We start from the raw sequence: 18,737 nt of genomic DNA on the forward strand, positions 1-18,737 counted from the left end.
TTTCCGTTCGATGGTGTATCATATCTCATATGCCATCTCTGTGAAACGCAAGGGACAGGTGGGCCAAAAATCTTGACCCACCTCGGGAGCCTCTTGGCAAGCGAGCGCAGAGTTGGCATCAGCTTCTTGCGCGCCGGTGGGGAAGGTCGAGGACAGATGTTGGTCACCGAAGGCAGATTGCCTGATGAAATCACCAATCTAACGGTCGGCTATCGGCGGGTCCCGGCCGGCAAGATCGTCAATGCGGTGACATGGATGGAAGCGCGCGCGCCGGTGCCGGGTCTCGCGCGGCCGTTGACCATGACAAGGATCACGAAACCCGACAGTGCTTCCTACCGTGCAATCTTCCTGGAGATCGGCGCTCCCTGGCTCTGGGATCGCGCCGCCGAAATGTCGGATGCCGAGATCGCCGCGCATTTCGCCGATCCGCGCCAGCATCTCTATTACGGCCATGATGAAAGCGGCGCCCATGTCGGCATGGTCGAGTTCTCGATGGCCGAGGACAACGAGATCGAGATCACCTATTTCGGCCTGTTCCCTTCCCTGACCGGCCGTGGCTTCGGCAAGCGGCTGATGGCCGGCGCGCTCGACCAGGCATGGCGTCTCCGGCCCAGCCGCATTTGGCTTCATACCAGCAGCTTCGACCATCACAGTGTCATCGGTTTCTACAGGGCCTGCGGATTTGAGCCCTTTGCGACCGGCTTCGAAATCGCCGACGACCCCAGGACCAAGGGAACGTTGCCGCGTGATGCGGCGCCGCAGATTCCCTTGATCGAGACGGACTGGTCCCCCGACGCCAGATGAAAACGCCTTCACAACCAGCCAGGCATCTCGGCATCGACGGCCTTGGCGCCGGCCGCCGTCAGGTCGCCTGCACCGCTGGCAGCCGCTCACGCAATTCGTCGACGAGCACCCTGATGTTTTCGGAATAGTCGATGGGCACGACGACGAGATGCACGCCGCCGCCGGCAAAAGCCTGTTCCAGCGCCGGCCGGAATTCGGCGATCGCGCCGACCCTGGTTCCCTTGGCGCCATAGGCCTCGGCGTATTTGACGAAGTCGGGATTGCCGAAGGTCATGCCGAAATCCGGAAACTCGTCGACCGCCTGCTTCCAGCGGATCATGCCATAGGCGTGGTCCTCGAGCAGCAGGACGACAAGATTGAGCTTGAGCCGGACGGCGGTCTCCAGTTCCTGGCTGTTCATCATGAAGCCGCCATCGCCGCAGATGGCCATGACGCGGCGCTGCGGATAGAGCAGTGCCGCCATCATCGCCGACGGCAGCCCCGCGCCCATGGTGGCCAGCGCATTGTCGAGCAGCAGCGTATTCGCCATGCGCGTGCGGTAGTTGCGCGCGAACCAGATCTTGTACATGCCGTTGTCGAGGGCAAGGATTCCGTCGGCCGGCATCACGGCGCGCACGTCATGCACGATGCGTTGCGGCGTGAAGCGGTCTTCCGTGGCGCGCGCGGCGATGCGGCTCAGAATGCCTTCGCGCAACGGCAACAGAGCCTGCGCGTTGGGGATCTTGCCCTCGATGCGATCCGCCAGCAGCGCCAGCGAAGGGCCGAGGTCGCCGACGATCTCGGTCTGCGGGAAATAGACCTGCTCGACATCGGCGGTTTGATAGCCGACATGAATGACCTTCGGCCCGTTGACGCCCATGATGAAGGGCGGCTTCTCGACTGTGTCGTGACCGATGGTGATGATCAGGTCGGCCTGTTCGATGGCCTCGTGCACGTAGTCGCGTTCCGAAAGGGCCGCCGTTCCCATGTAGAGTTCGGTGCCGCCGGGCACGGTGCCCTTGCCCATCTGCGTGGTGAAATAGGGAATTTGGGTGCGCAGCACGAACTGGGCGACATCGGGCGTGACGCGCGGCCGCGACGCCGCGGCGCCGAACATCAGCAGCGGACGTTTGGCCTCGATGATCATGCGGGCGGCGCGGTCGAGCGCGCCCGCACCGGCCAGCGGCAGTTCGACCGGATGCGTCGGCACCAGCGGGACATCCTCACACTCAGCCGCCGCAATGTCTTCTGGCAGTTCCAGATGCACGGGACCCGGCCGCTCTTCCTGCGCGACGCGGAAGGCTTCGCGCACCAGCGAGGGGATCATCTTGGGCGAGACGATCTGGCGCGACAGCTTGGTCAGCGGTTTCATCGCCGCGACGATGTCGACGATCTGGAACCGCGCCTGCCTGGACGACAGGATTCCCTTCTGGCCGGTGATCATGATCATCGGCATGGCGCCGAGCAGCGCATAGGCCGAGCCGGTCGTCAGATTGAGCGCGCCTGGGCCGAGCGTGGTGATGCACACACCTGGCTTGCCGGTAAGCCGGCCATACGTGGCGGCCATGAAGGCGGCCGCCTGCTCGTGACGGGTCAGGATGAGCTGGATCGAGGAGCGGCGGATGGATTCGACGATGTCGAGATTCTCCTCGCCCGGAATGCCGAATATCCGGTCGACCCCTTCGTTCTCGAGGGCCGCCACGAACAGATCCGAACCTTTGGTCATCAACCGTCTCTCCTGCAATGTGCCTGCATGCCGCCAGCTTTGCCTCATATGGCACTGGAAAGCGATGCCTCAAAGAGCCGAGGCGCCTCTCCACGGAATGTCCGCGCGATCCCAAACGAGAGTGGCCGTGAGGCTGGCGATCACGCCATCCGTTTCGGCAAGGCGGCCGCCAGCGCATCGACGGCCAGCCGAACTTTCAGCGGCAAATGGGGCGTCTGCGGCCAAAGGGCGTGGCAGTCATAGAGATATCGCGGCTGGTCCGGCAAGAGCTCGACCAGCGCGCCTGCCTGAATGCGCTCGCGAACCAGCCACCATGGCAACCAGGCGAGCCCCATGCCCTCGGCCGAAGCATCGGCGATGGCATCGAGATCGTCGAGCCGCAGCCGGCCGCCGGGCATGATCTCCTGTGCTGGTTGTCCTTCGCGCGGGAACAGCCAAGGCTGAACGGCTTGGCCGAGCCGGCGATATACGATGGCATGATGATTGGCGAGATCTTCGATCCGCCGTGGCTCGCCCTGAATTTTCAGATAGGACGGCGCCGCACAGACAATCATGTCCTGGCTCGCGACGCGGCGCGCGATCACGCCTGCCCTGTCCTCCAGATCACCGGTTCGGATGGCAAGATCGTAGCCGTCCTCGGCAAGATCGGCGAAGCGGTCGGTGAGCGACAGATCGAGTTCCAGCATCGGATATTGCCGCACCAGTTTCAGCAGCACGGGTGTTACGCAGTGGCGGCCGAAATGCGCCGGCATGGTGACGCGCAGCTTGCCCCGCGGCTCCGAGATTTGGCCGGCGGCAAGTTGATCGGCAGCTTCGGCCTCGGCCAGCACCAGCCGACAGCGGTCGTAGTAGGCGCGTCCGAACTCGGTGAGGTTCTGCCGGCGCGTGGTGCGGTTGAGCAGGCGCATGCCGAGACGCTCCTCCAGAAACCGGACGTGTTTGCCGACCATCGGTCCGGACAGATCGAGTGCGGCCGCGGCCGCCGCGAACGAGCCGAGGTCGACCGCCCTGACGAACACGGCCATGCTCTCAAGGCGATCCATATTCGAAACTCCTGGTTTCTACTGTTCTGCTCCCATTGCTATTTATCCAACTTCGCCTTGGCGACATAGCTCCTTTCGGTTCAAACAATTTGGAGTAGACCCAATGGCGCGCGTCGTTCGCTTTCATCGGCATGGTGGCCCCGAGGTCCTGCGGATCGAAAATGTGGATCTTCCCCTACCCGGCCCGGGCGAGGTTCAGATCCGCGTCAAGGCGCTCGGCCTCAATCGCGCCGAGGCGCTACTGCGCGCGGGCACCTATATCGAGACGCCCACCCTGCCCTCCGGGCTTGGCCTGGAGGCCGCAGGCCTCATCGAAGCGGTCGGCGAAGCCGTGACGGGTCTGGCTCCGGGTGATGCCGTCGGCGTCATCCCGCCGCAATCGATGATCCGCTGGCCGGCTTACGGAGAGCTTGTTACCTATCCTGCCGGGCTCGTCGTCAAAAATCCGATATCACTCGACTGGCGGACCGCGGCCGCGATGTGGATGCCGTACCTCACCGCCTATGGCGCGCTGATAGACATCGCCAGGCTACGCAACGAGGACTTCGTCGTCATCACGGCAGCCTCGAGCAGCGTCGGGCTTGCCGCGATCCAGATCGCCAACAGCGTCGGCGCGACGGCGATCGCGGTGACACGGACCTCGACGAAGAAGCAGGCCCTGCTCGACGCCGGCGCGGCTGAAGTCGTGGTCCTGGCCGAGGAGGATCTGGAGGCGCGGCTACGCCGGATCGCCGGGCCGCGAGGCGTGCGCATCGTGTTGGACGCGATCGGCGGCCCGATTTTCGAGCCGCTCGCGGCGGCGATGTCCCGGGGCGGCATTCTCATTGAATATGGCGGGTTGAGCCCCGAGCCGACGCCGTTTCCCTTGCCCGCCGTGCTTGGCAAGACATTGACGCTGCGCGGCTATCTCGTCCACGAGATCACCGGCGACGCAGCGAAGCTGGAAGCCGCCAAGGCGTTCATCCTCGAAGGGCTGGAGGCCGGCGCGCTGAAGCCGATCATCGACAGGACCTTCCCGTTCGAGCAGATCGTCGAGGCGCATCGCTATCTCGAATCGAACGAGCAGTTCGGCAAGATCGTGGTGACGGTCTAAGCAGGGACGTCGGGGTCGTAGGCGCAGGCGCGGTACCCAGCGCTCGAAGCGCAATGACGTCAGCGATGAGGAACAAATTCGATCCTCGCGGACAATGTCGCTCTTGAAGGCGCCGCTCTGCGTTCCTAATTCTCGCATGCGGGCCGGGCCCCTCTGACTGTCGCATCTCGCGACCGTGATGTCGGACCGCTTTAACGGGCCCGTTTCCATCCTTTCGGTCAAGCGGGCTCATCTCTTTTGGTTTGGAGCCCCATATGACATCGTCTTCCCTTCTTGGATTGGTTTGCCCCTCCTGCCGCGTCGCGCTCGTGATGAGCGAACGCCAGGGTATCGAGATCGATTATTGCCCGCAGTGCCGTGGCGTCTGGCTTGACCGCGGCGAACTCGACAAGATCATCGAGAGATCGGCCAAGGAGGCCTCGCCCGCGCCACAGCCGGCAGCGTTCTCCCAGCCCCAGCATGGCCGGGACCGCGATGACGACTATGCGCGCTCGCAGGGCCACCGCTATCCGAAACGGAAGAAATCGTTCTTCGAAGAGCTGTTCGATTGACCGCACGCCGGTAGCCGGCCCGACGTCTGTCGAGAATTTCCGAAACCACATCGATAAAAGGTCCGTCCAGATGATTTCCCGCACAAGCCGATTTGCCGCCCTGTTTGCCGGACTGTTCCTGGCATTCTCCATGGTCGCGGTAGACCATGCCGAGGCCCGTCGCGGCGGCAGTTTCGGCAGCCGCGGCATGCGCACGTTCCAATCAGCGCCGCCAACCAGGACGGCCCCGGCGCCGACCGCTCCGGTCGAGCGTTCGATGACGCCCAATACCGGCGTGAACACCGCGGCCCGGCAGCCGCAGGCCGGCCCGCAGAGGCCCGGCTTCATGAGCGGCTTCGGTGGAACGATGATGCGCGGCCTGCTGATCGGCGGCCTGATCGGGCTGCTCCTGGGCCAGGGCTTCGGCGGGCTGGCGGGCATGTTCGGTTTCCTGCTGCAGGCCGTGCTGATCGGTGGCGCCATCATGCTGGCAATCAGGTTCTTCCGGTCGCAATCCGCGCGTGGCCCCGCCCCTGCGCTCGCCGGCGCCGGCAATGCCTCGCGATTTGAAAACCGCGCAGCCGGACAGAGCGATGCCAACAATGCGCGTTCTTTCGCCATTCCCGGCTTTGGCGGCGGTTCAGGCGGAGGCTCCGCGGCGGCCACCGGTTCCGATGAAATCCGGCTCGCCCAGACCGACCTCGACGCATTCCAGCAGCTGTTGAGCGATGTCCAGGAAGCGTTCGGGCGTGAGGATCATGCCGCGTTGCGCAAGACGACGACTCCCGAAATGGTGTCCTATCTCTCTGAAGAGCTGGCCGACAATGCGAAGAAGGGCCTCAGGAACGAGGTATCCGACGTCACCCTCCTGCAGGCCGACATCGCGGAAAGCTGGCGCGAGGATGACCGCGACTATGCCACGGCGGCCCTGCGTTATGAATCGCGCGACGTGATGCGCGAACGGGCCAGCGGCAAGGTCGTCGAGGGCGACAAGGATCATCCGACGGAGACGACGGAGCTGTGGACCTTCACGCGTCAGAATGGCTCGAGCTGGAAGCTCTCGGCAATCCAACAGGCCTGAGCTCCAGCGTGCGAACTCGCGTTGACAAAGGCGGCCTGACGACGGCCGGTCCGGCTGTGTCAGCAGCCTCCATGGCCGGCAGCTCTCAAAATAGGAATTTTTTCTTGACTGGGTGAAGGCAGCTATGGTAGATATTTATCTATGGTGCTGAGTTGCGCCAGGAACCCGCCGCGCAGGCGGGTTTTTTCGTTCAATGCTCCGTCAACAGCTCCGGCGAAGCCACCCGTCAACCCGGATCGCCCGGCCTGAGCTCCGGCCCGTTTCAGTCCGAAGCTTCGATGCCGATGTCGCGCACGGTTCACCGCACGATCTTGACGCACATCGGCGTGCCGATCTCGATGGCACGGCCGGTGTCGGTCAGCCGGCCGCTCTCGGCGTCGCGCGCGAAGATCGATATGCGGTCGGCATTCTGGTTGGCCGAGAACAGGTGGTCGCCCGACGGCGTCAGCGCCAGGTTGCGCGGCGTGGCGCCGCCGCAAGGGACATGGCCGACAAGGCTCAGCGCGCCACTTTGCTGGTCGACGGCCATGATGACCACACTGTCATGGCCTCGGTTGCAGCCGTAGAGGAAGCGGCCGTCGGGCGAGATCTGGATATCGGCGCAGTGATTGGCCTGGCGCGCCTCGGCCGGCACGGCCGCCCTGGCGTCGATGGTCGAGAGCTTGCCGCTTGCCTTGTCCAGCGCCATCGACACGATGGTCGAATCCAGCTCGTTCATGACGAAGGCAAAACGGCCGTTCGGATGCAAGGCGAGATGGCGTGGACCGGCGCCCGGCGGCAAAGCGGATTCGGCCAGTTTGGTCAGATTGCCATCGTGCTCGATCCGGTAGGACACCAGCCGGTCGATGCCGAGATCGGCGACGATGGCCGTTCCGCCGGCGATGGTTTCGGTGACGCTATGGGCATGCGAGCGCTCTTGCCGGATTGCGTTCGGGCCAGTGCCCTTGTGCGAAACGCTGGCCAGAGGAGCCGACAAGGCGCCATCGCCGTCGAAGCCATAGACCGCGACTGCGCGATCCGGACCGCCCTCGCCCATGCCGTAATTGGCGACCAGCAGCTTCGTGCCATCGCGGGTGATGGTGTTATGCGCGGTGATGCTGCCGAGTGACGGCTGCTTGTTCAGGTAAGTGAGCGTGCCCGAGGCGCGGTCGAAGCCGTAGGCCGAAACTGTTCCTTCGCGCCAGGCGAACACTTCCGAATTGGCGTAGAGGCGCGAACCGTCCGGCGTCACCGAAAGGAAGGTCGGATTGTCGATGTCACTGGTCTCGGCCAGTTTGCGTGTTTCCAGCGTCTCCTCGTCGAAGCTGTAGACGCCGAGGCCGACGCCGCGTGCGCCCTGAAAATAGGGCGCCTCCCGGTTCAGGCTGCCGACAAAGACCAGACAGGCATCGCGCATGTTTTCCTCCCTGTTCCGCCGGGCTCGAGCGCAGCGGGAACAGCCAAAATTTCGCCCGTCCTCGCTTGCAACGCAACCCCATATGTGAAAATAGTATTTACAAAAGAAGATTGACGGGAGGAGACGTCGTGCAATCTGGCGCCTTGACGCGTGTTCCGAAACTTGTGCCGTGCCTCGCGCAGTGCCAGCGGAGCCAGCGATGAACGACTTCGCACCGACCGTCGGCGTCGCCTCGACGCATCCGGCCAACATGCCCGCGGAACATGCCGCCTTGCCGGTTTGGAACGCCGAGAACTGGTTCTACGAGGACTGGCCGGTCGGCCAGAAGATCCGCTCGTTGCGCCGCACCCTGGCCGAAGGGGACAGCCACCTGTTCAACACGCTGGTGCTCGACATCCATCCTTACGTGCAGGACCAGATGTTTGCCGAGACGGAGGGCATTTTCGGCAAGCGGCTGGTGGCCGGCGCCTTCGTCTTCTCGGCTGGCCTGGGGCTCGTCGCCACCAATTGCGTCAATGCGTTTTCCTATGGCTACGACAAGCTCCGCTTCATAAAGCCCGTCTTCATCGGCGACACGATCTATTCGATCCGCTCCAACCTCGACAAGACGCCGCGCTACAAGGACATGGGGCTGATCCGCGCCAGCTACGAGGTGTTCAAGGGCGAAGGCGAACTCGTACTCTATTGCGAGCATCTGCAGACGGTGAAGTACCGCAACCCTGCCGATTTCCTCGGCAAGACGGAGAAGTAGAAATGCCGGCAGCAGCCGAATTGCCGCTTGCCGGTCTCGTCGTCGTCGACATGAGCCAGTTCCTGTCCGGGCCCTACTGCTCGCTCAGGCTGCTGGATCTCGGCGCCCGCGTCATCAAGATCGAGCGTCCGGACGGCGGCGACCTGTCGCGCCGGCTCTATCTCAGCGACACCGAGATCGGCGGTGATTCCACCATCTTCCATGCCATCAACCGGGCCAAGGAAAGCCTCGCCATCGACCTGAAGGACGAGGCGGATCTCAAAGCGTTGCGCGGCCTGCTGGCCAAGGCCGACGTGCTGATCCAGAATTTCAGGCCAGGTGTCATCGAACGGCTCGGCCTCGACTACGAGGCCGTCCGCAAGATCAACCCGCGCCTGGTCTATGCCTCGATCAGCGGCTATGGCGAGGATGGCCCATGGGTCAAGCGGCCCGGCCAGGACCTCCTGGCGCAGGCGCGCTCCGGGGTGATGTGGCTGAACGGCGACGAGGACCAGGGGCCGGTGCCGTTTGGGCTTGCCATCGGCGACATGCTGGCGGGCGCGGCGTGCGCGCAAGGCATACTGGCCGCCCTTGTGCGGCGCGGCATCACCGGCCAGGGCAGCCATATCGAAACCAGCCTGCTGGAAGCGCTGGTCGACTTCCAGTTCGAGGTACTGACCACGCATCTCAATGACGGCCGCCGTTTGCCGCGCCGCTCCAGCTTCCGCAGCGCGCATGCCTATCTGTCGGCACCTTACGGCGTCTATCCCGCCAAGGACGGCTATCTCGCCATCGCCATGACGCCAATCCCGAAACTCGCCGACCTGCTGTCGCTGGAGGAACTGGCGCCCTACCGCGACAAGCCGGCATCCTGGTTCACCGCGCGCGACGACATCAAGGCGATCGTCGCGCAGCGGATCGCGACCAGGACGGTCGACGAGTGGCTTGATGTTCTCGAACCCGCCGACATCTGGTGCGCCAAGGTGCTGACCTGGCCGGAAATGCTGGCAAGCGGGGGCTTCCAGTCGCTCGACATGCTGCAGACGGTGACGCGCGAGGACGATGTCTCGATCCTTACCACCAGTTCGCCGCTCAGGGTCGACGGCATCAGGGCCAAGGTCGACCGGGCAGCACCGCGCATCGGCGAGCATAGCGCCGCGATCCGCGAGGAGTTCGGCCTGTGACCACGCGCTTCCTAAAGCCCACGCTCAGGGGCATGACCTGGAACCATCCGCGCGGCTATGATCCGATGGTCGCCTGCTCGTCGCTGTGGAAGCAGAAAACCGGCATTGCCGTCGAATGGGACAAGCGTTCGCTGCAGGACTTCGAGTCCTTCCCGGTCGAGGAACTGGCGCGCGCCTATGATCTGATCGTCATCGACCATCCGCATGTCGGCCAGATCACCGCCGAACGCTGCCTGGAGCCGCTCGATGTCGCCGGCCGCGAGGCGGAGCGCGCGGCACTTTCCTCCGGCAGCGTCGGCCAGTCCTATCCGAGTTACACATGGCAGGGACGGCAGTGGGCGTTTCCCATCGATGCCGCGACGCAGGTCCAGGCATGGCGGCCCGATGCGCTTGGCGCACCGCCATCGCGATGGAGCGAAGTGCTCGATCTCGCCCGGCAGGCACGCGTGCTGCTGCCGTTGCGGCCACCGCATTCGATGATGGTGTTCTTCACGCTCGCAGGCAATCTCGGGCATGCTTGCGCGACCGACCCGTCCAACGATCTCATCGACGACGACGCCGGCAGCGAAGTCTTCGAGACAATGCGCGAGATTGCCGCGCTGGTCGACCCGGCCTGCTTCGAGATGGATCCGATCGCCGTTTCGGAGCGGATGGCGCAGGCCGGATCCCCGATCGTCTGCGCACCGCTGATCTACGGCTATGTTTCCTACGCGATGGCCGGGTTTCGCCCACATCGCCTGGCATTTGGCGACATCCCTGTTGTCGGATCCAGCGGCCCGATTGGCACGGCGCTTGGCGGCACAGGCATAGCGGTGTCGGCCTTCTCGAAGGCGAAAGAGGCGGCAACCGATTTCGCCTACTGGCTCGCCAGCGGCGAGGTCCAGCGTGGCCCCTATGCCGCGGCCGGCGGACAGCCCGGCCATGCCGCGGCCTGGGAGGATCAGGCCGTCAATGCGGCGACCGGCAATTTCTATCGCGATACGCGCGCGACCCTGGAGGGCGCATGGGTGCGGCCTCGCCATGATGGTTACATGGCGTTCCAGCAGGCCGCGTCCGACCGCGTCAATTCCGGCATGACCTCAGGGCATCGTTCCAGCCAGGTCATTGCCGATCTCAATCGCCTGTTTCGGCAGAGCGCCCCGGCGCAGGCGACCGGCACTGCCGGTGGAGGAGCCTGAAAAAATTGAACGGAGGAGACAAATGAAAAGCCTGATCCGCGGCCTTGTGGCCGCAACCGCCTTCGCCTCACTCGCAACGACAGCTTTTGCCGAAGACGTACAAGGCGTCATCAGCGGGCTGCCCGATGAACTCAAGGCGCAATATGACGGCGCGCCGCAGACGGTGCTGCCATCGGCCTGGGACAATTTCAACCCGCCGTCCAAGCCATGGAAATGGTGCCATTCGGAATCCTACCAGGGCAACCCCTGGCGGGTCACCGTCACCAAGGAGCTGAAGCGCCTGGTCGACGGGCTGATCGCCGACGGCACCGTCTCCAGCTTCGAAGTGTCGGATTCCAACAACGACGCCAGCCAGCAGATCAACCAGATCCGCGCCTTCATCGACAAGAAGTGCTCGATCATCACCTCGATCCCGGGCTCGGCAACAGCGCTCGATGACGCCATCGATGCGGCCGCCAAGGCAGGCATCCCGTTCATCACCGCCGCCGGTTCGGTGACCAGCCCGAACGCGATCAATGTCGATTCCAACTATGCGCGCTGGGGCTACGACATGATGACGGCGATCGGCAAGGCCAAGCCTGATGGCGCCAGCATCCTGCTGGTCGAGGGCATCGCCGGCCACCCGATCGTGGTTCAGGAGCGCCAGGGCGCCGACAAGGCGCTGGCGGAAAACCCCAAGCTGAAGATCTCGCGCACGGTCAACGGCAATTGGACGGCCAATGTCACCAAGACGGTGGTGCTGCAGGCGATCGCCACCAACCCGGCGCCGATCGATGCGGTGTGGACGACAGGCAGCGAAAGCCGCGTCGTCGCGGAGGCGTTCGCCGAAGCCAGCCGGCCGGCGCCGCTGATCACCGGTTCGATCACCGGCGATGCCCTGGGCTACTGGAAGGCCAATCCCGACAAGTACCGCTTCGAGGGCCATGCCGTGCTGCCGCACTGGACCGCCGAAACGCTGTTTCGCGTCGGCGAACGCATGCTCGACGGCCAGAAGCCGAAGCTGAACACGCTGCTCATTCCGATTCCGCCGGTCCACAATGCCGATCTCGGCGCCTGGTACAAGGACTGCATGACGACGGATGCCGTATCGATCTTCCCGGTGCCGCCCAAGGATCCGATGCCGGAAGAATGGCTCGACGCCTATTTCTCCAACCCGGCGCCGACCAAGGGATGGGACTATTCGAAGGTGCCAGACGCCTGCGCGAAGTGACGCCTGGGCCAGATAAGACCTCGACAAGCCGGCTCCTTTCGGAGGGCCGGCTTGCCAGCTTCGAAACGCGACATGCTTGAAATCAGAAACATATCCAAACGCTATGGCGAGACGGTCGCGCTTGCGGACGCCTCGATCGCGTTCCGGGCAGGAACCATCCACACCATCCTGGGCGAGAATGGTTCGGGCAAGAGCACCATGGTCAAGCTGCTGTCCGGCATCGTTCAGCCCGACAGCGGCACGGTCCTGCTGCAAGGCAGGCCGTTTTCGGGCGGAACCCCCTCGGCCTTCCAGGCGCAAGGCTTCGCCACGGTCTTCCAGGAAGTGCTGATCGCGCCGGACCGCAGCGTGACCGACAATATCCTGCTTGGCCTCGACGGCCTGGTCCGGCGCGCGGTTCCCCGCAACGAGCGGCGCGACAGGGCAGCCGCCGCCCTCAAACGTTTCGCCGTCACCAACGTTCCGCTCGACATGCCCGCCGGGCAGTTGCCGCTCGCAGCACAGCAACTCGTCGTTCTTGCTCGTGCGGTCGTGCGCGATCCAAAGATCCTGATCCTCGACGAAGTGACCGCAGCACTCGACTTCGCCGACCGCGAGTCCGTTTTTTCGCTGATGCGCACGCTTGCCGGCGAAGGCTGCCTGATCCTGTTCATCACCCACCGCATGGATGAGGTGACGTCGCTTTCGGATCGCATCTCGATCCTGCGCGGCGGCAGCGTGGTGCGCACCGAGGAGCGCGGCGCTTCGACGCCGGCGGAGCTTCTCAAGGCGATGGCGCCACGCACCGCCGCGGAGCTGGCGCATGGCTGATCGCGCCGCCCTCACTATCCGCGACCTCGTCATCGCACCGGACGCCAGCCCGATCATGCAGGCGGTCGCCGCCGGCGAGATCGTTGGGCTCGCCGGCCTGGATGGCCACGGCCAGGAGCTTTTCCTCGAGATGCTCGCCGGCCTAGTCGCGCCGCTTGGCGGTTCGATAACCCTCGATCTGCCCGGCGCATCCCGCGCCATCACCGGCTTCCGCAAGGCCGTATCGAGCGGCATCGCCTATCTTCCGCGCGGGCGTGCCAAAGGCATTTTCCCGACGCAATCGGTGCTCGACAATTTCGCCGTCTCGACGCTGTCTCGCGATACCCGCCTCGGCCTGATCAGCCCGGCGGCGCGCAAGGCGCGCTACGAGGCCTATCGCGAAAGGCTGTCGATATCGGCGCCTCGGCCCGACGCGCCGATCACCACCCTGTCCGGCGGCAACCAGCAGAAGGTGCTGTTGGCGCGGGCCCTGGCGCTGGACCCCGCAATGTTGCTTCTCAACGACCCGACGCGCGGCGTCGACGTAGCGACCCGGCATGTTCTCTACGACGTCTTTCGCGGGCTGGCTTCCGACGGCATGGGGCTCGTCATCCTGTCCAGCGAGATCGAGGAGATCCTTCTTCTCTGCCATCGCGTGCTGGTGTTCCGCGAAAATGAAGTCGTGGCGGAAATCGCCGGCCAGGCGATGACCACCGGGAACGTGATCGCAGCCATGTTCGGACGCGCGGCATGAGACCCTTCGCACGCATCCTGTCCCTCGGCCGAAGCGTCGGCTTCGCCGTCGTACTGCTGATCGCCCTGCTGGCGATCAATCTGATGCTGAGCCCGGCACGGTTCCAGCCGGGCTCCTGGGGTGCGCTGGTTGGTCTGGCGGCGCCGCTGATCGGTGCGGCCATCGCCTCGACGCCGGTGATCCTCGCCGGGCGCGGCGGCATCGATATTTCGGTCGGGCCGCTGATGGGCTTCGTCAACGCCATCGTGATCCAGGTGCTTTTCCTGCGCGCCGGAATATCCTCGCCGCTGGCGCTTGTTCCGGCGGCGCTGCTCATCGGTGCGCTGGTCGGGGCGGCGAACGGTTTCCTGGCGACCATCGTGCGCATCCAGCCGATCGTGGCCACGCTCGGCACCTATCTGATCCTGACGGGGGTGACGCTGACCATCCTGCCGGCGCCGATCGGCCCGGCGCCGGCCTGGCTGAAAGCCCTGGCGGGCCCACTCTCGCTTCTGCCGCTGGCCTTGATGTTCCTTTTTTGGTGGCTGGTGCGGCGCAGCCCTTATTACGACCAGCTGATGGCGGTCGGCAGCGACGATCGCGCCGCCTATACGGCCGGCGTCGACGTCACGCTCGTGCGCTTCATCGCCTATGTCATGACCGGCATCCTGGGCGGCTGCGCCGGACTGATGCTGACTGCGCTGATCGGGTCGGCCGATCCCAACATCGGCCCGACCTACACGCTGATCGCCATCGCCGCCGTGGCGCTCGGCGGTGTCAGTCTTGCCGGCGGCCGTGGTGGCGTCGCGGGTGCCGCGATCGGCGCTGTCGACATCTTCCTGCTGCAAAGCGTGCTGACGACGTTCAACGTCTCGACCTTCGTGCTGCAGATCGCCTACGGCGCCATACTGGTGCTGGCGGTGATGCTGACCGCGCTGCAGGAACGCTTTGCCATCGGGAGGCGCTGACATGGCTGGCCGAAATCTATTCGCGACAACCAATGCCCGTGTCGTCGGCGCCTTCTGTGTTGCCGCCCTTCTGCATCTTGCCGGCATCATCCTCATTCCGGGCTACTCCAGCCCGTTTGCGGTGCGCGCCATGCTGGTGCTTGCCTCGCTGCTCGCCGTCGCCTCGATCGGGCAGACGCTGGTCGTCATCATGGGCGGCATCGACCTGTCGATCCCGTTCGTCATCGGCTTTGCCAATGTCGTGGCCGCGCAACTCTACGGCGATGGCTGGAATTTTGTCCTGGTCTGCGGCCTCGTCGGCGTGCTGGCGATCCTTATCGGTGGCCTGAACGGGCTCATCGCGCGCAGCCTCGACATCCAGCCGCTTATCGTCACGCTCGGCATCGGCATGGTCGTGCAAGGGCTGGTGCTTTTATGGACCGCGGGCTTCCCTTCAGGCTCCGCGCCGCAAGCGGTTTCGAGCTTCGTGTCGATCGGCGGATCGGCCGGGCCACTGCCGGTTCCATGGCTGGTGCCCTGTCTTGTCGTGCTGGCGGCGCTCGTCGTCCTGGTGCTGGAGCGGACGCCCTATGGGCGCCGGCTCTACGCACTCGGCAGCAATCCGGGTGCCGCGCCTCTGGCGCTGATCGGTCCCGTCCGCATGTGGGTGATCACCTATGCGGCAAGCGCCTTCTTCGCCGCGGTGGCGGGCGTTCTGCTGCTCGGCTTCACCGGCTCGGCCTATGGCGATGTCGGGCAGCCCTACCTGTTCCAGACCATCGCGGCCGTGGTCGTCGGCGGCGCGGCGCTGGTCGGCGGGCGCGGCAGCTATCTCGGGACCATTGCCGGCGTGCTGGTGCTGACCGAGATCAACACGCTGCTCATCGGGCTGGGCTTCCAGCCCTCGGCGGTGCAGGCAGCACTCGGCTTCATCATCGTGCTGTTGGTGTCGCTCTACGGCCGCGAACGGCACGTTTCGGCGACGATCTGAAGAGCCCCAAGCAGAGCCGGTTAAAGCCGCCAGAGCTTGCGGGCGTTCACCGAGAGCAGCCTGTCGCGTTCCGCAACACTGCAACCGGCAAGCAGCGCATGGGTCGCCGCCACCCAGGTCGAGAGACCGCCACCCAGCGTGCAGACCGGCCAATCGCTGCCCCAGACAACACGATCCCATCCGAACGAACCGATCGTGTGTTCGACATAGGGCCGCAGCGTCTCGACCGTCCAACTGCCGGGATCCGCATAGGCGACGACGCCGGAAATCTTGGCCACGACGTTGGGACGCCGCGCGATTTCGCTCATGAGTTCGCGCCACGGATGCTCGCCATTGCCCTTGATGTCGGGGACGCCGCAATGGTCGAGCACGAACTGGACGTCGGGCGCCAGATCGGCGAGCGCGATCGCCTTGGGAATCTGATGCGGTAGCACGACGAGATCGAAGGTGAGCCCGGTGCCGCCGAGCCGCCGGATGCTGTCCCGGAATAGCGCGCCTTCCGAGAGTTCATCGGGCATGACGTGGAGGACGCGGCGAAAACCCTTGACGAACGGCTTTGCTCGCTGGCGCTCGAGATAGGCCGCAAAATTGGCCTCTTCCGGACGGCAGGCGGCGATCGCCCCGGCCAGCATGCTGCCGGCCTGTCTCGACAGGCCTTCGACACGTTCGGTCTCGGCCTCGATATCGGCAGGGTCGACATCGACCTCCATATGCAGCACACGCTCGACGCCGACACGTTGAGCTTCCACGCCGTACTCCTCATAGGAGAAGTCGCGGTTGAGAGCGGGCACGCCGGCAAGCCACGGGTAGCGCAAGGCCGAGCGGTCGATGAGGTGCAGGTGGGTGTCGATGATCATGGCAGGGCTCCTCCCGTATCTTTCACATCATCTCACGGAGGAATTCTTCATTCAAATAAGAATTACACCGATGAACCGACGGCCGACCCGGCCAGACGCGACAGCTTTTCACATGTGGCCAGCAGCAGTTCGATGGTGCGGGTCATGTCCGGCGCGGACGGTGCGTTGACGACGGTGATGTAAGGAATCGAAAGCGCCGCGATCGCCTTGCCGTCGGAGCCGCGCACCGGTGCCGACAGATTGTAGACGCCGGCAGTCTGCATCGAGGCCATCATCTCATATCCCCGTTCCCTGATCTGGTCGAGACGGGCAAAGAACTCGGGCGGCTGCGCCGTATTGTCGGTGCTGCGGACATGTTCGGAGATCATCATCTGGCGCTCCTCCTGCGAACGGAAAGCGAGCAGCACATGTCCCGAACCGGTGTCGAACAGGCTGATGTGGGCGCCGACCCGGATCGAGATGCCCCAGTAGTTCGGCGCCTCCTGCTGGCCGATGACCACGGCGGAACCGCGATCAAAAACAACGAGTTGGTTGGCCTGCTGCGACGTCTCCGCCAGCTCCCGCATCAACGGCGTCGCATAGGAAACCAGCCGCCGCACCGGCGCGTGCAGTTGCGCCAGGCCGAACAGCTTGAGCGTCAGTGAATAGCGGTCACCGTCGAGCCGCGTGACATAGCCGCGCCGCACCAGCCGGTCCAGCATGCGGTAGAACTCGTTGGGGCTGCGGTCGAGCTTCTTGGCGATTTCCGCCTGCGTCAGGCCGCCGTCGACGCCGGCCAGCAGTTCCAGGATGTCGAGCCCCTTGTCGAGCGCAGGCGCGCGATACCGCTCGTCTTCGCTATCATCCATGGGCTTTCCCTCCAGTGAAATCGATTCTTCATATACGCAGGAATGCTGCCGGCGGAAACAAATTTCGCCTTGACGTATCCATGAATGTTTTGTTTGTATATGAATGTAGCACTTCTTGTCATCAGACGAGTTGCGGTCGCCGCCAAGGCGCACCCAGGGAGGATACCAATGAACAGACTGCTTTCCGGCGTGTGCGCCGGCGCATTGTTGCTTGCGTCAGGCGCAGGCGCAGCCCTTGCCGGCGACCTGCCCGGCAAGTTCGAAGGCGTTACCGTCGACGTGAAGCTGATCGGCGGCCAGCAATACGAAAAGCTCTACGAGCGCATCCCCGAATGGGAGAAGGCGACCGGCGCCAAGGTCAACATCCTGACCAAGAAGAACGGCTTCGACATCGACAAGGAGTTGAAGTCCGACATCGCCTCGGGCAGCACCAACTGGTGCGTCGGCTGGAATCATTCCTCCTTCGCGCCGCAGTATACCGGCCTTTATACCGACCTCAGCAAATTGCTGCCCAAGGAAGAGATCGATGCCTTCGTGCCATCGACGATCAAGGCGGCGACCATCGATGGCAAGCTGGAGATGCTGCCGCGCGCGCAGTTCGACGTCTCCGCCCTCTATTACCAGAAGAGCCTCTACGAGAACGCCGACAACAAGGCCAAGTTCAAGGCGAAATACGGCTATGATCTGGTGCCGCCGGACACCTGGAAAGAGGTCACCGACCAGGCCGAGTTCTTCGCCAACCCGCCCAATTTCTACGGCACGCAGTTCGCCGGCAAGGAAGAGGCGATCAACGGCCGCTTCTACGAGATGGCGGTGGCCGAGGGCGGCGAGTATCTCGACAAGGACGGCAAGCCGGTCTTCAACTCCGAAGCCGGCGTGCGTGCGCTCGACTGGTTCGTCAACCTCTATAAGGCCAAGGCCGTGCCGGCCGGAACCACCAATTATCTCTGGGACGATCTCGGCCAGGGTTTTGCCTCCGGCACCGTCGCCATCAACTTGGACTGGCCGGGCTGGGCCGGCTTCTTCAACGATCCGAAGTCGTCGAAGGTCGCCGGCAATGTCGGCGTCAAGGTCGCGCCGAAAGGCTCGTCCGGCAAGCGCACCGGCTGGTCCGGTTTCCATGGCTTCTCGGTGACCGAGACCTGCCCGAACAAGGAGGCCGCGGCATCGCTGGTGTGGTGGCTCACCAATGAGGACAGCCAGAAGCTGGAGGCCGCCGCGGGCCCGCTGCCGACCCGCACCGCGGTCTGGGACTGGGACCTGAAGCAGGCCGAAAACGATCCTTACAAGAAGGAGGTCCTCTCCGCCTTCCAGGAAGAAGCCAAGCACGCCTTCGCCGTGCCGCAGACGCCTGAATGGATCGAGATCTCGAACGCCGTCTATCCCGAATTGCAGGCGGCGATCCTCGGCGACAAGACGTCCAAGCAGGCGCTGGACGAAGCCGCCGCCAAGGCGACGCAAATCCTCGAAGACGCCGGCAAGCTGTAGAACCGCTCCCAAGGCCGCCTCCCCCATCAGTCATGGGGGAGGCGCTCGCGTCTTAAGGCGCGCACTGCCTCGGGTGTTCCACGATGACGATGCCTGCCCCGCCCGACTCGACAGGCGGCAATCGAATGCA

18 protein-coding genes are annotated in these 18,737 nt (G+C 64.4%); 13 read left to right on the plus strand and 5 right to left on the minus strand.

The window, feature by feature from the left end:
* The first annotated feature begins 156 nt into the window (after positions 1-156).
* Positions 157-804 (plus strand): GNAT family N-acetyltransferase, encoded by a 648-nt coding sequence (locus FJ946_RS04505; RefSeq protein WP_181167657.1) that lies wholly within the window; start codon positions 157-159, stop codon positions 802-804.
* 58 nt (positions 805-862) lie between these two features.
* Here the strand turns inward: FJ946_RS04505 and FJ946_RS04510 are convergent, their stop codons facing one another.
* Positions 863-2,509: an acetolactate synthase large subunit gene (locus FJ946_RS04510; protein WP_140564367.1), complete on the minus strand. Its 1,647-nt coding sequence runs from the start codon at positions 2,507-2,509 to the stop codon at positions 863-865.
* Between the two features lie 140 nt (positions 2,510-2,649).
* Positions 2,650-3,552 (minus strand): LysR family transcriptional regulator, encoded by a 903-nt coding sequence (locus tag FJ946_RS04515; protein WP_140564368.1) that lies wholly within the window; start codon positions 3,550-3,552, stop codon positions 2,650-2,652.
* Between the two features lie 103 nt (positions 3,553-3,655).
* Here FJ946_RS04515 and FJ946_RS04520 point away from each other — a divergent pair, with 103 nt between their 5' ends.
* The 3 genes from FJ946_RS04520 to FJ946_RS04530 all read left to right on the plus strand — a co-directional run bounded on the left by FJ946_RS04520 (position 3,656) and on the right by FJ946_RS04530 (position 6,256).
* Positions 3,656-4,645, plus strand: a complete 990-nt coding sequence (locus FJ946_RS04520) for a zinc-dependent alcohol dehydrogenase family protein (protein WP_140564369.1) — start codon at positions 3,656-3,658, stop codon at positions 4,643-4,645.
* 254 nt (positions 4,646-4,899) lie between these two features.
* A complete protein-coding gene (locus FJ946_RS04525; RefSeq protein WP_140497640.1) occupies positions 4,900-5,196 on the plus strand; it encodes a zf-TFIIB domain-containing protein in 297 nt (98 codons plus the stop codon).
* Between the two features lie 70 nt (positions 5,197-5,266).
* Positions 5,267-6,256: a Tim44 domain-containing protein gene (locus FJ946_RS04530; protein WP_140562018.1), complete on the plus strand. Its 990-nt coding sequence runs from the start codon at positions 5,267-5,269 to the stop codon at positions 6,254-6,256.
* Between the two features lie 298 nt (positions 6,257-6,554).
* Here the strand turns inward: FJ946_RS04530 and FJ946_RS04535 are convergent, their stop codons facing one another.
* Positions 6,555-7,652 (minus strand): lactonase family protein, encoded by a 1,098-nt coding sequence (locus tag FJ946_RS04535; protein ID WP_140564370.1) that lies wholly within the window; start codon positions 7,650-7,652, stop codon positions 6,555-6,557.
* 199 nt (positions 7,653-7,851) lie between these two features.
* Between FJ946_RS04535 and FJ946_RS04540 the strand changes: the two genes are divergently transcribed.
* The 8 genes from FJ946_RS04540 (at position 7,852) to FJ946_RS04575 (ending at position 15,414) form a co-directional block, all read left to right on the plus strand.
* The gene (locus tag FJ946_RS04540; protein WP_140514532.1) at positions 7,852-8,403 is read left to right on the plus strand and encodes a MaoC family dehydratase; all 552 of its coding nucleotides are present in this window, start codon (positions 7,852-7,854) and stop codon (positions 8,401-8,403) included.
* A gap of 2 nt (positions 8,404-8,405) precedes the next feature.
* Complete coding sequence (locus tag FJ946_RS04545; RefSeq protein ID WP_140497632.1) at positions 8,406-9,566, plus strand: CaiB/BaiF CoA-transferase family protein; 1,161 nt, start codon at positions 8,406-8,408, stop codon at positions 9,564-9,566.
* Between the two features lie 32 nt (positions 9,567-9,598).
* A complete protein-coding gene (locus FJ946_RS04550; RefSeq protein ID WP_140564462.1) occupies positions 9,599-10,744 on the plus strand; it encodes an extracellular solute-binding protein in 1,146 nt (381 codons plus the stop codon).
* Between the two features lie 22 nt (positions 10,745-10,766).
* Positions 10,767-11,954: an ABC transporter substrate-binding protein gene (locus FJ946_RS04555; protein ID WP_140564371.1), complete on the plus strand. Its 1,188-nt coding sequence runs from the start codon at positions 10,767-10,769 to the stop codon at positions 11,952-11,954.
* A gap of 72 nt (positions 11,955-12,026) precedes the next feature.
* Positions 12,027-12,764, plus strand: coding sequence for an ATP-binding cassette domain-containing protein (locus tag FJ946_RS04560; protein WP_140497628.1), 738 nt, complete (start codon positions 12,027-12,029; stop codon positions 12,762-12,764).
* Positions 12,757-13,497 (plus strand): ATP-binding cassette domain-containing protein, encoded by a 741-nt coding sequence (locus FJ946_RS04565; RefSeq protein WP_140497625.1) that lies wholly within the window; start codon positions 12,757-12,759, stop codon positions 13,495-13,497. The genes FJ946_RS04560 and FJ946_RS04565 overlap by 8 nt, the downstream gene beginning before the upstream one ends.
* Positions 13,494-14,444 carry an ABC transporter permease gene (locus FJ946_RS04570; RefSeq protein ID WP_140497623.1) on the plus strand — a complete coding sequence of 317 codons (951 nt, stop codon included), beginning with the start codon at positions 13,494-13,496 and terminating at the stop codon, positions 14,442-14,444. Before FJ946_RS04565 ends, FJ946_RS04570 begins: the two co-directional genes overlap by 4 nt.
* Position 14,445: 1 nt before the next feature.
* Positions 14,446-15,414: an ABC transporter permease gene (locus tag FJ946_RS04575; RefSeq protein ID WP_140514528.1), complete on the plus strand. Its 969-nt coding sequence runs from the start codon at positions 14,446-14,448 to the stop codon at positions 15,412-15,414.
* A gap of 20 nt (positions 15,415-15,434) precedes the next feature.
* Here the strand turns inward: FJ946_RS04575 and FJ946_RS04580 are convergent, their stop codons facing one another.
* Together FJ946_RS04580 and FJ946_RS04585 are read right to left on the minus strand one after the other, a co-directional pair.
* Positions 15,435-16,271 (minus strand): amidohydrolase, encoded by an 837-nt coding sequence (locus tag FJ946_RS04580; RefSeq protein WP_140564372.1) that lies wholly within the window; start codon positions 16,269-16,271, stop codon positions 15,435-15,437.
* Positions 16,272-16,333: 62 nt separating this feature from the next.
* Positions 16,334-17,119: an IclR family transcriptional regulator gene (locus FJ946_RS04585; protein WP_140514524.1), complete on the minus strand. Its 786-nt coding sequence runs from the start codon at positions 17,117-17,119 to the stop codon at positions 16,334-16,336.
* A gap of 168 nt (positions 17,120-17,287) precedes the next feature.
* Between FJ946_RS04585 and FJ946_RS04590 the strand changes: the two genes are divergently transcribed.
* A complete protein-coding gene (locus FJ946_RS04590; protein WP_140564373.1) occupies positions 17,288-18,607 on the plus strand; it encodes a sugar ABC transporter substrate-binding protein in 1,320 nt (439 codons plus the stop codon).
* Positions 18,608-18,737 lie beyond the last annotated feature (130 nt).

It is taken from the genome of Mesorhizobium sp. B2-4-7 (assembly GCF_006442685.1).
In the GTDB taxonomy this organism is placed as follows: domain Bacteria; phylum Pseudomonadota; class Alphaproteobacteria; order Rhizobiales; family Rhizobiaceae; genus Mesorhizobium.

Coding starts and splice junctions, on each gene's coding strand:
- FJ946_RS04505 (WP_181167657.1), top strand. CDS start 157: ATGTTGGTCACCGAAGGCAGATTGCCTGATGAAATCACCAATCTAACG.
- FJ946_RS04510 (WP_140564367.1), bottom strand. CDS start 2,509: ATGACCAAAGGTTCGGATCTGTTCGTGGCGGCCCTCGAGAACGAAGGG.
- FJ946_RS04515 (WP_140564368.1), bottom strand. CDS start 3,552: ATGGATCGCCTTGAGAGCATGGCCGTGTTCGTCAGGGCGGTCGACCTC.
- FJ946_RS04520 (WP_140564369.1), top strand. CDS start 3,656: ATGGCGCGCGTCGTTCGCTTTCATCGGCATGGTGGCCCCGAGGTCCTG.
- FJ946_RS04525 (WP_140497640.1), top strand. CDS start 4,900: ATGACATCGTCTTCCCTTCTTGGATTGGTTTGCCCCTCCTGCCGCGTC.
- FJ946_RS04530 (WP_140562018.1), top strand. CDS start 5,267: ATGATTTCCCGCACAAGCCGATTTGCCGCCCTGTTTGCCGGACTGTTC.
- FJ946_RS04535 (WP_140564370.1), bottom strand. CDS start 7,652: ATGCGCGATGCCTGTCTGGTCTTTGTCGGCAGCCTGAACCGGGAGGCG.
- FJ946_RS04540 (WP_140514532.1), top strand. CDS start 7,852: ATGAACGACTTCGCACCGACCGTCGGCGTCGCCTCGACGCATCCGGCC.
- FJ946_RS04545 (WP_140497632.1), top strand. CDS start 8,406: ATGCCGGCAGCAGCCGAATTGCCGCTTGCCGGTCTCGTCGTCGTCGAC.
- FJ946_RS04550 (WP_140564462.1), top strand. CDS start 9,599: ATGACCTGGAACCATCCGCGCGGCTATGATCCGATGGTCGCCTGCTCG.
- FJ946_RS04555 (WP_140564371.1), top strand. CDS start 10,767: ATGAAAAGCCTGATCCGCGGCCTTGTGGCCGCAACCGCCTTCGCCTCA.
- FJ946_RS04560 (WP_140497628.1), top strand. CDS start 12,027: ATGCTTGAAATCAGAAACATATCCAAACGCTATGGCGAGACGGTCGCG.
- FJ946_RS04565 (WP_140497625.1), top strand. CDS start 12,757: ATGGCTGATCGCGCCGCCCTCACTATCCGCGACCTCGTCATCGCACCG.
- FJ946_RS04570 (WP_140497623.1), top strand. CDS start 13,494: ATGAGACCCTTCGCACGCATCCTGTCCCTCGGCCGAAGCGTCGGCTTC.
- FJ946_RS04575 (WP_140514528.1), top strand. CDS start 14,446: ATGGCTGGCCGAAATCTATTCGCGACAACCAATGCCCGTGTCGTCGGC.
- FJ946_RS04580 (WP_140564372.1), bottom strand. CDS start 16,271: ATGATCATCGACACCCACCTGCACCTCATCGACCGCTCGGCCTTGCGC.
- FJ946_RS04585 (WP_140514524.1), bottom strand. CDS start 17,119: ATGGATGATAGCGAAGACGAGCGGTATCGCGCGCCTGCGCTCGACAAG.
- FJ946_RS04590 (WP_140564373.1), top strand. CDS start 17,288: ATGAACAGACTGCTTTCCGGCGTGTGCGCCGGCGCATTGTTGCTTGCG.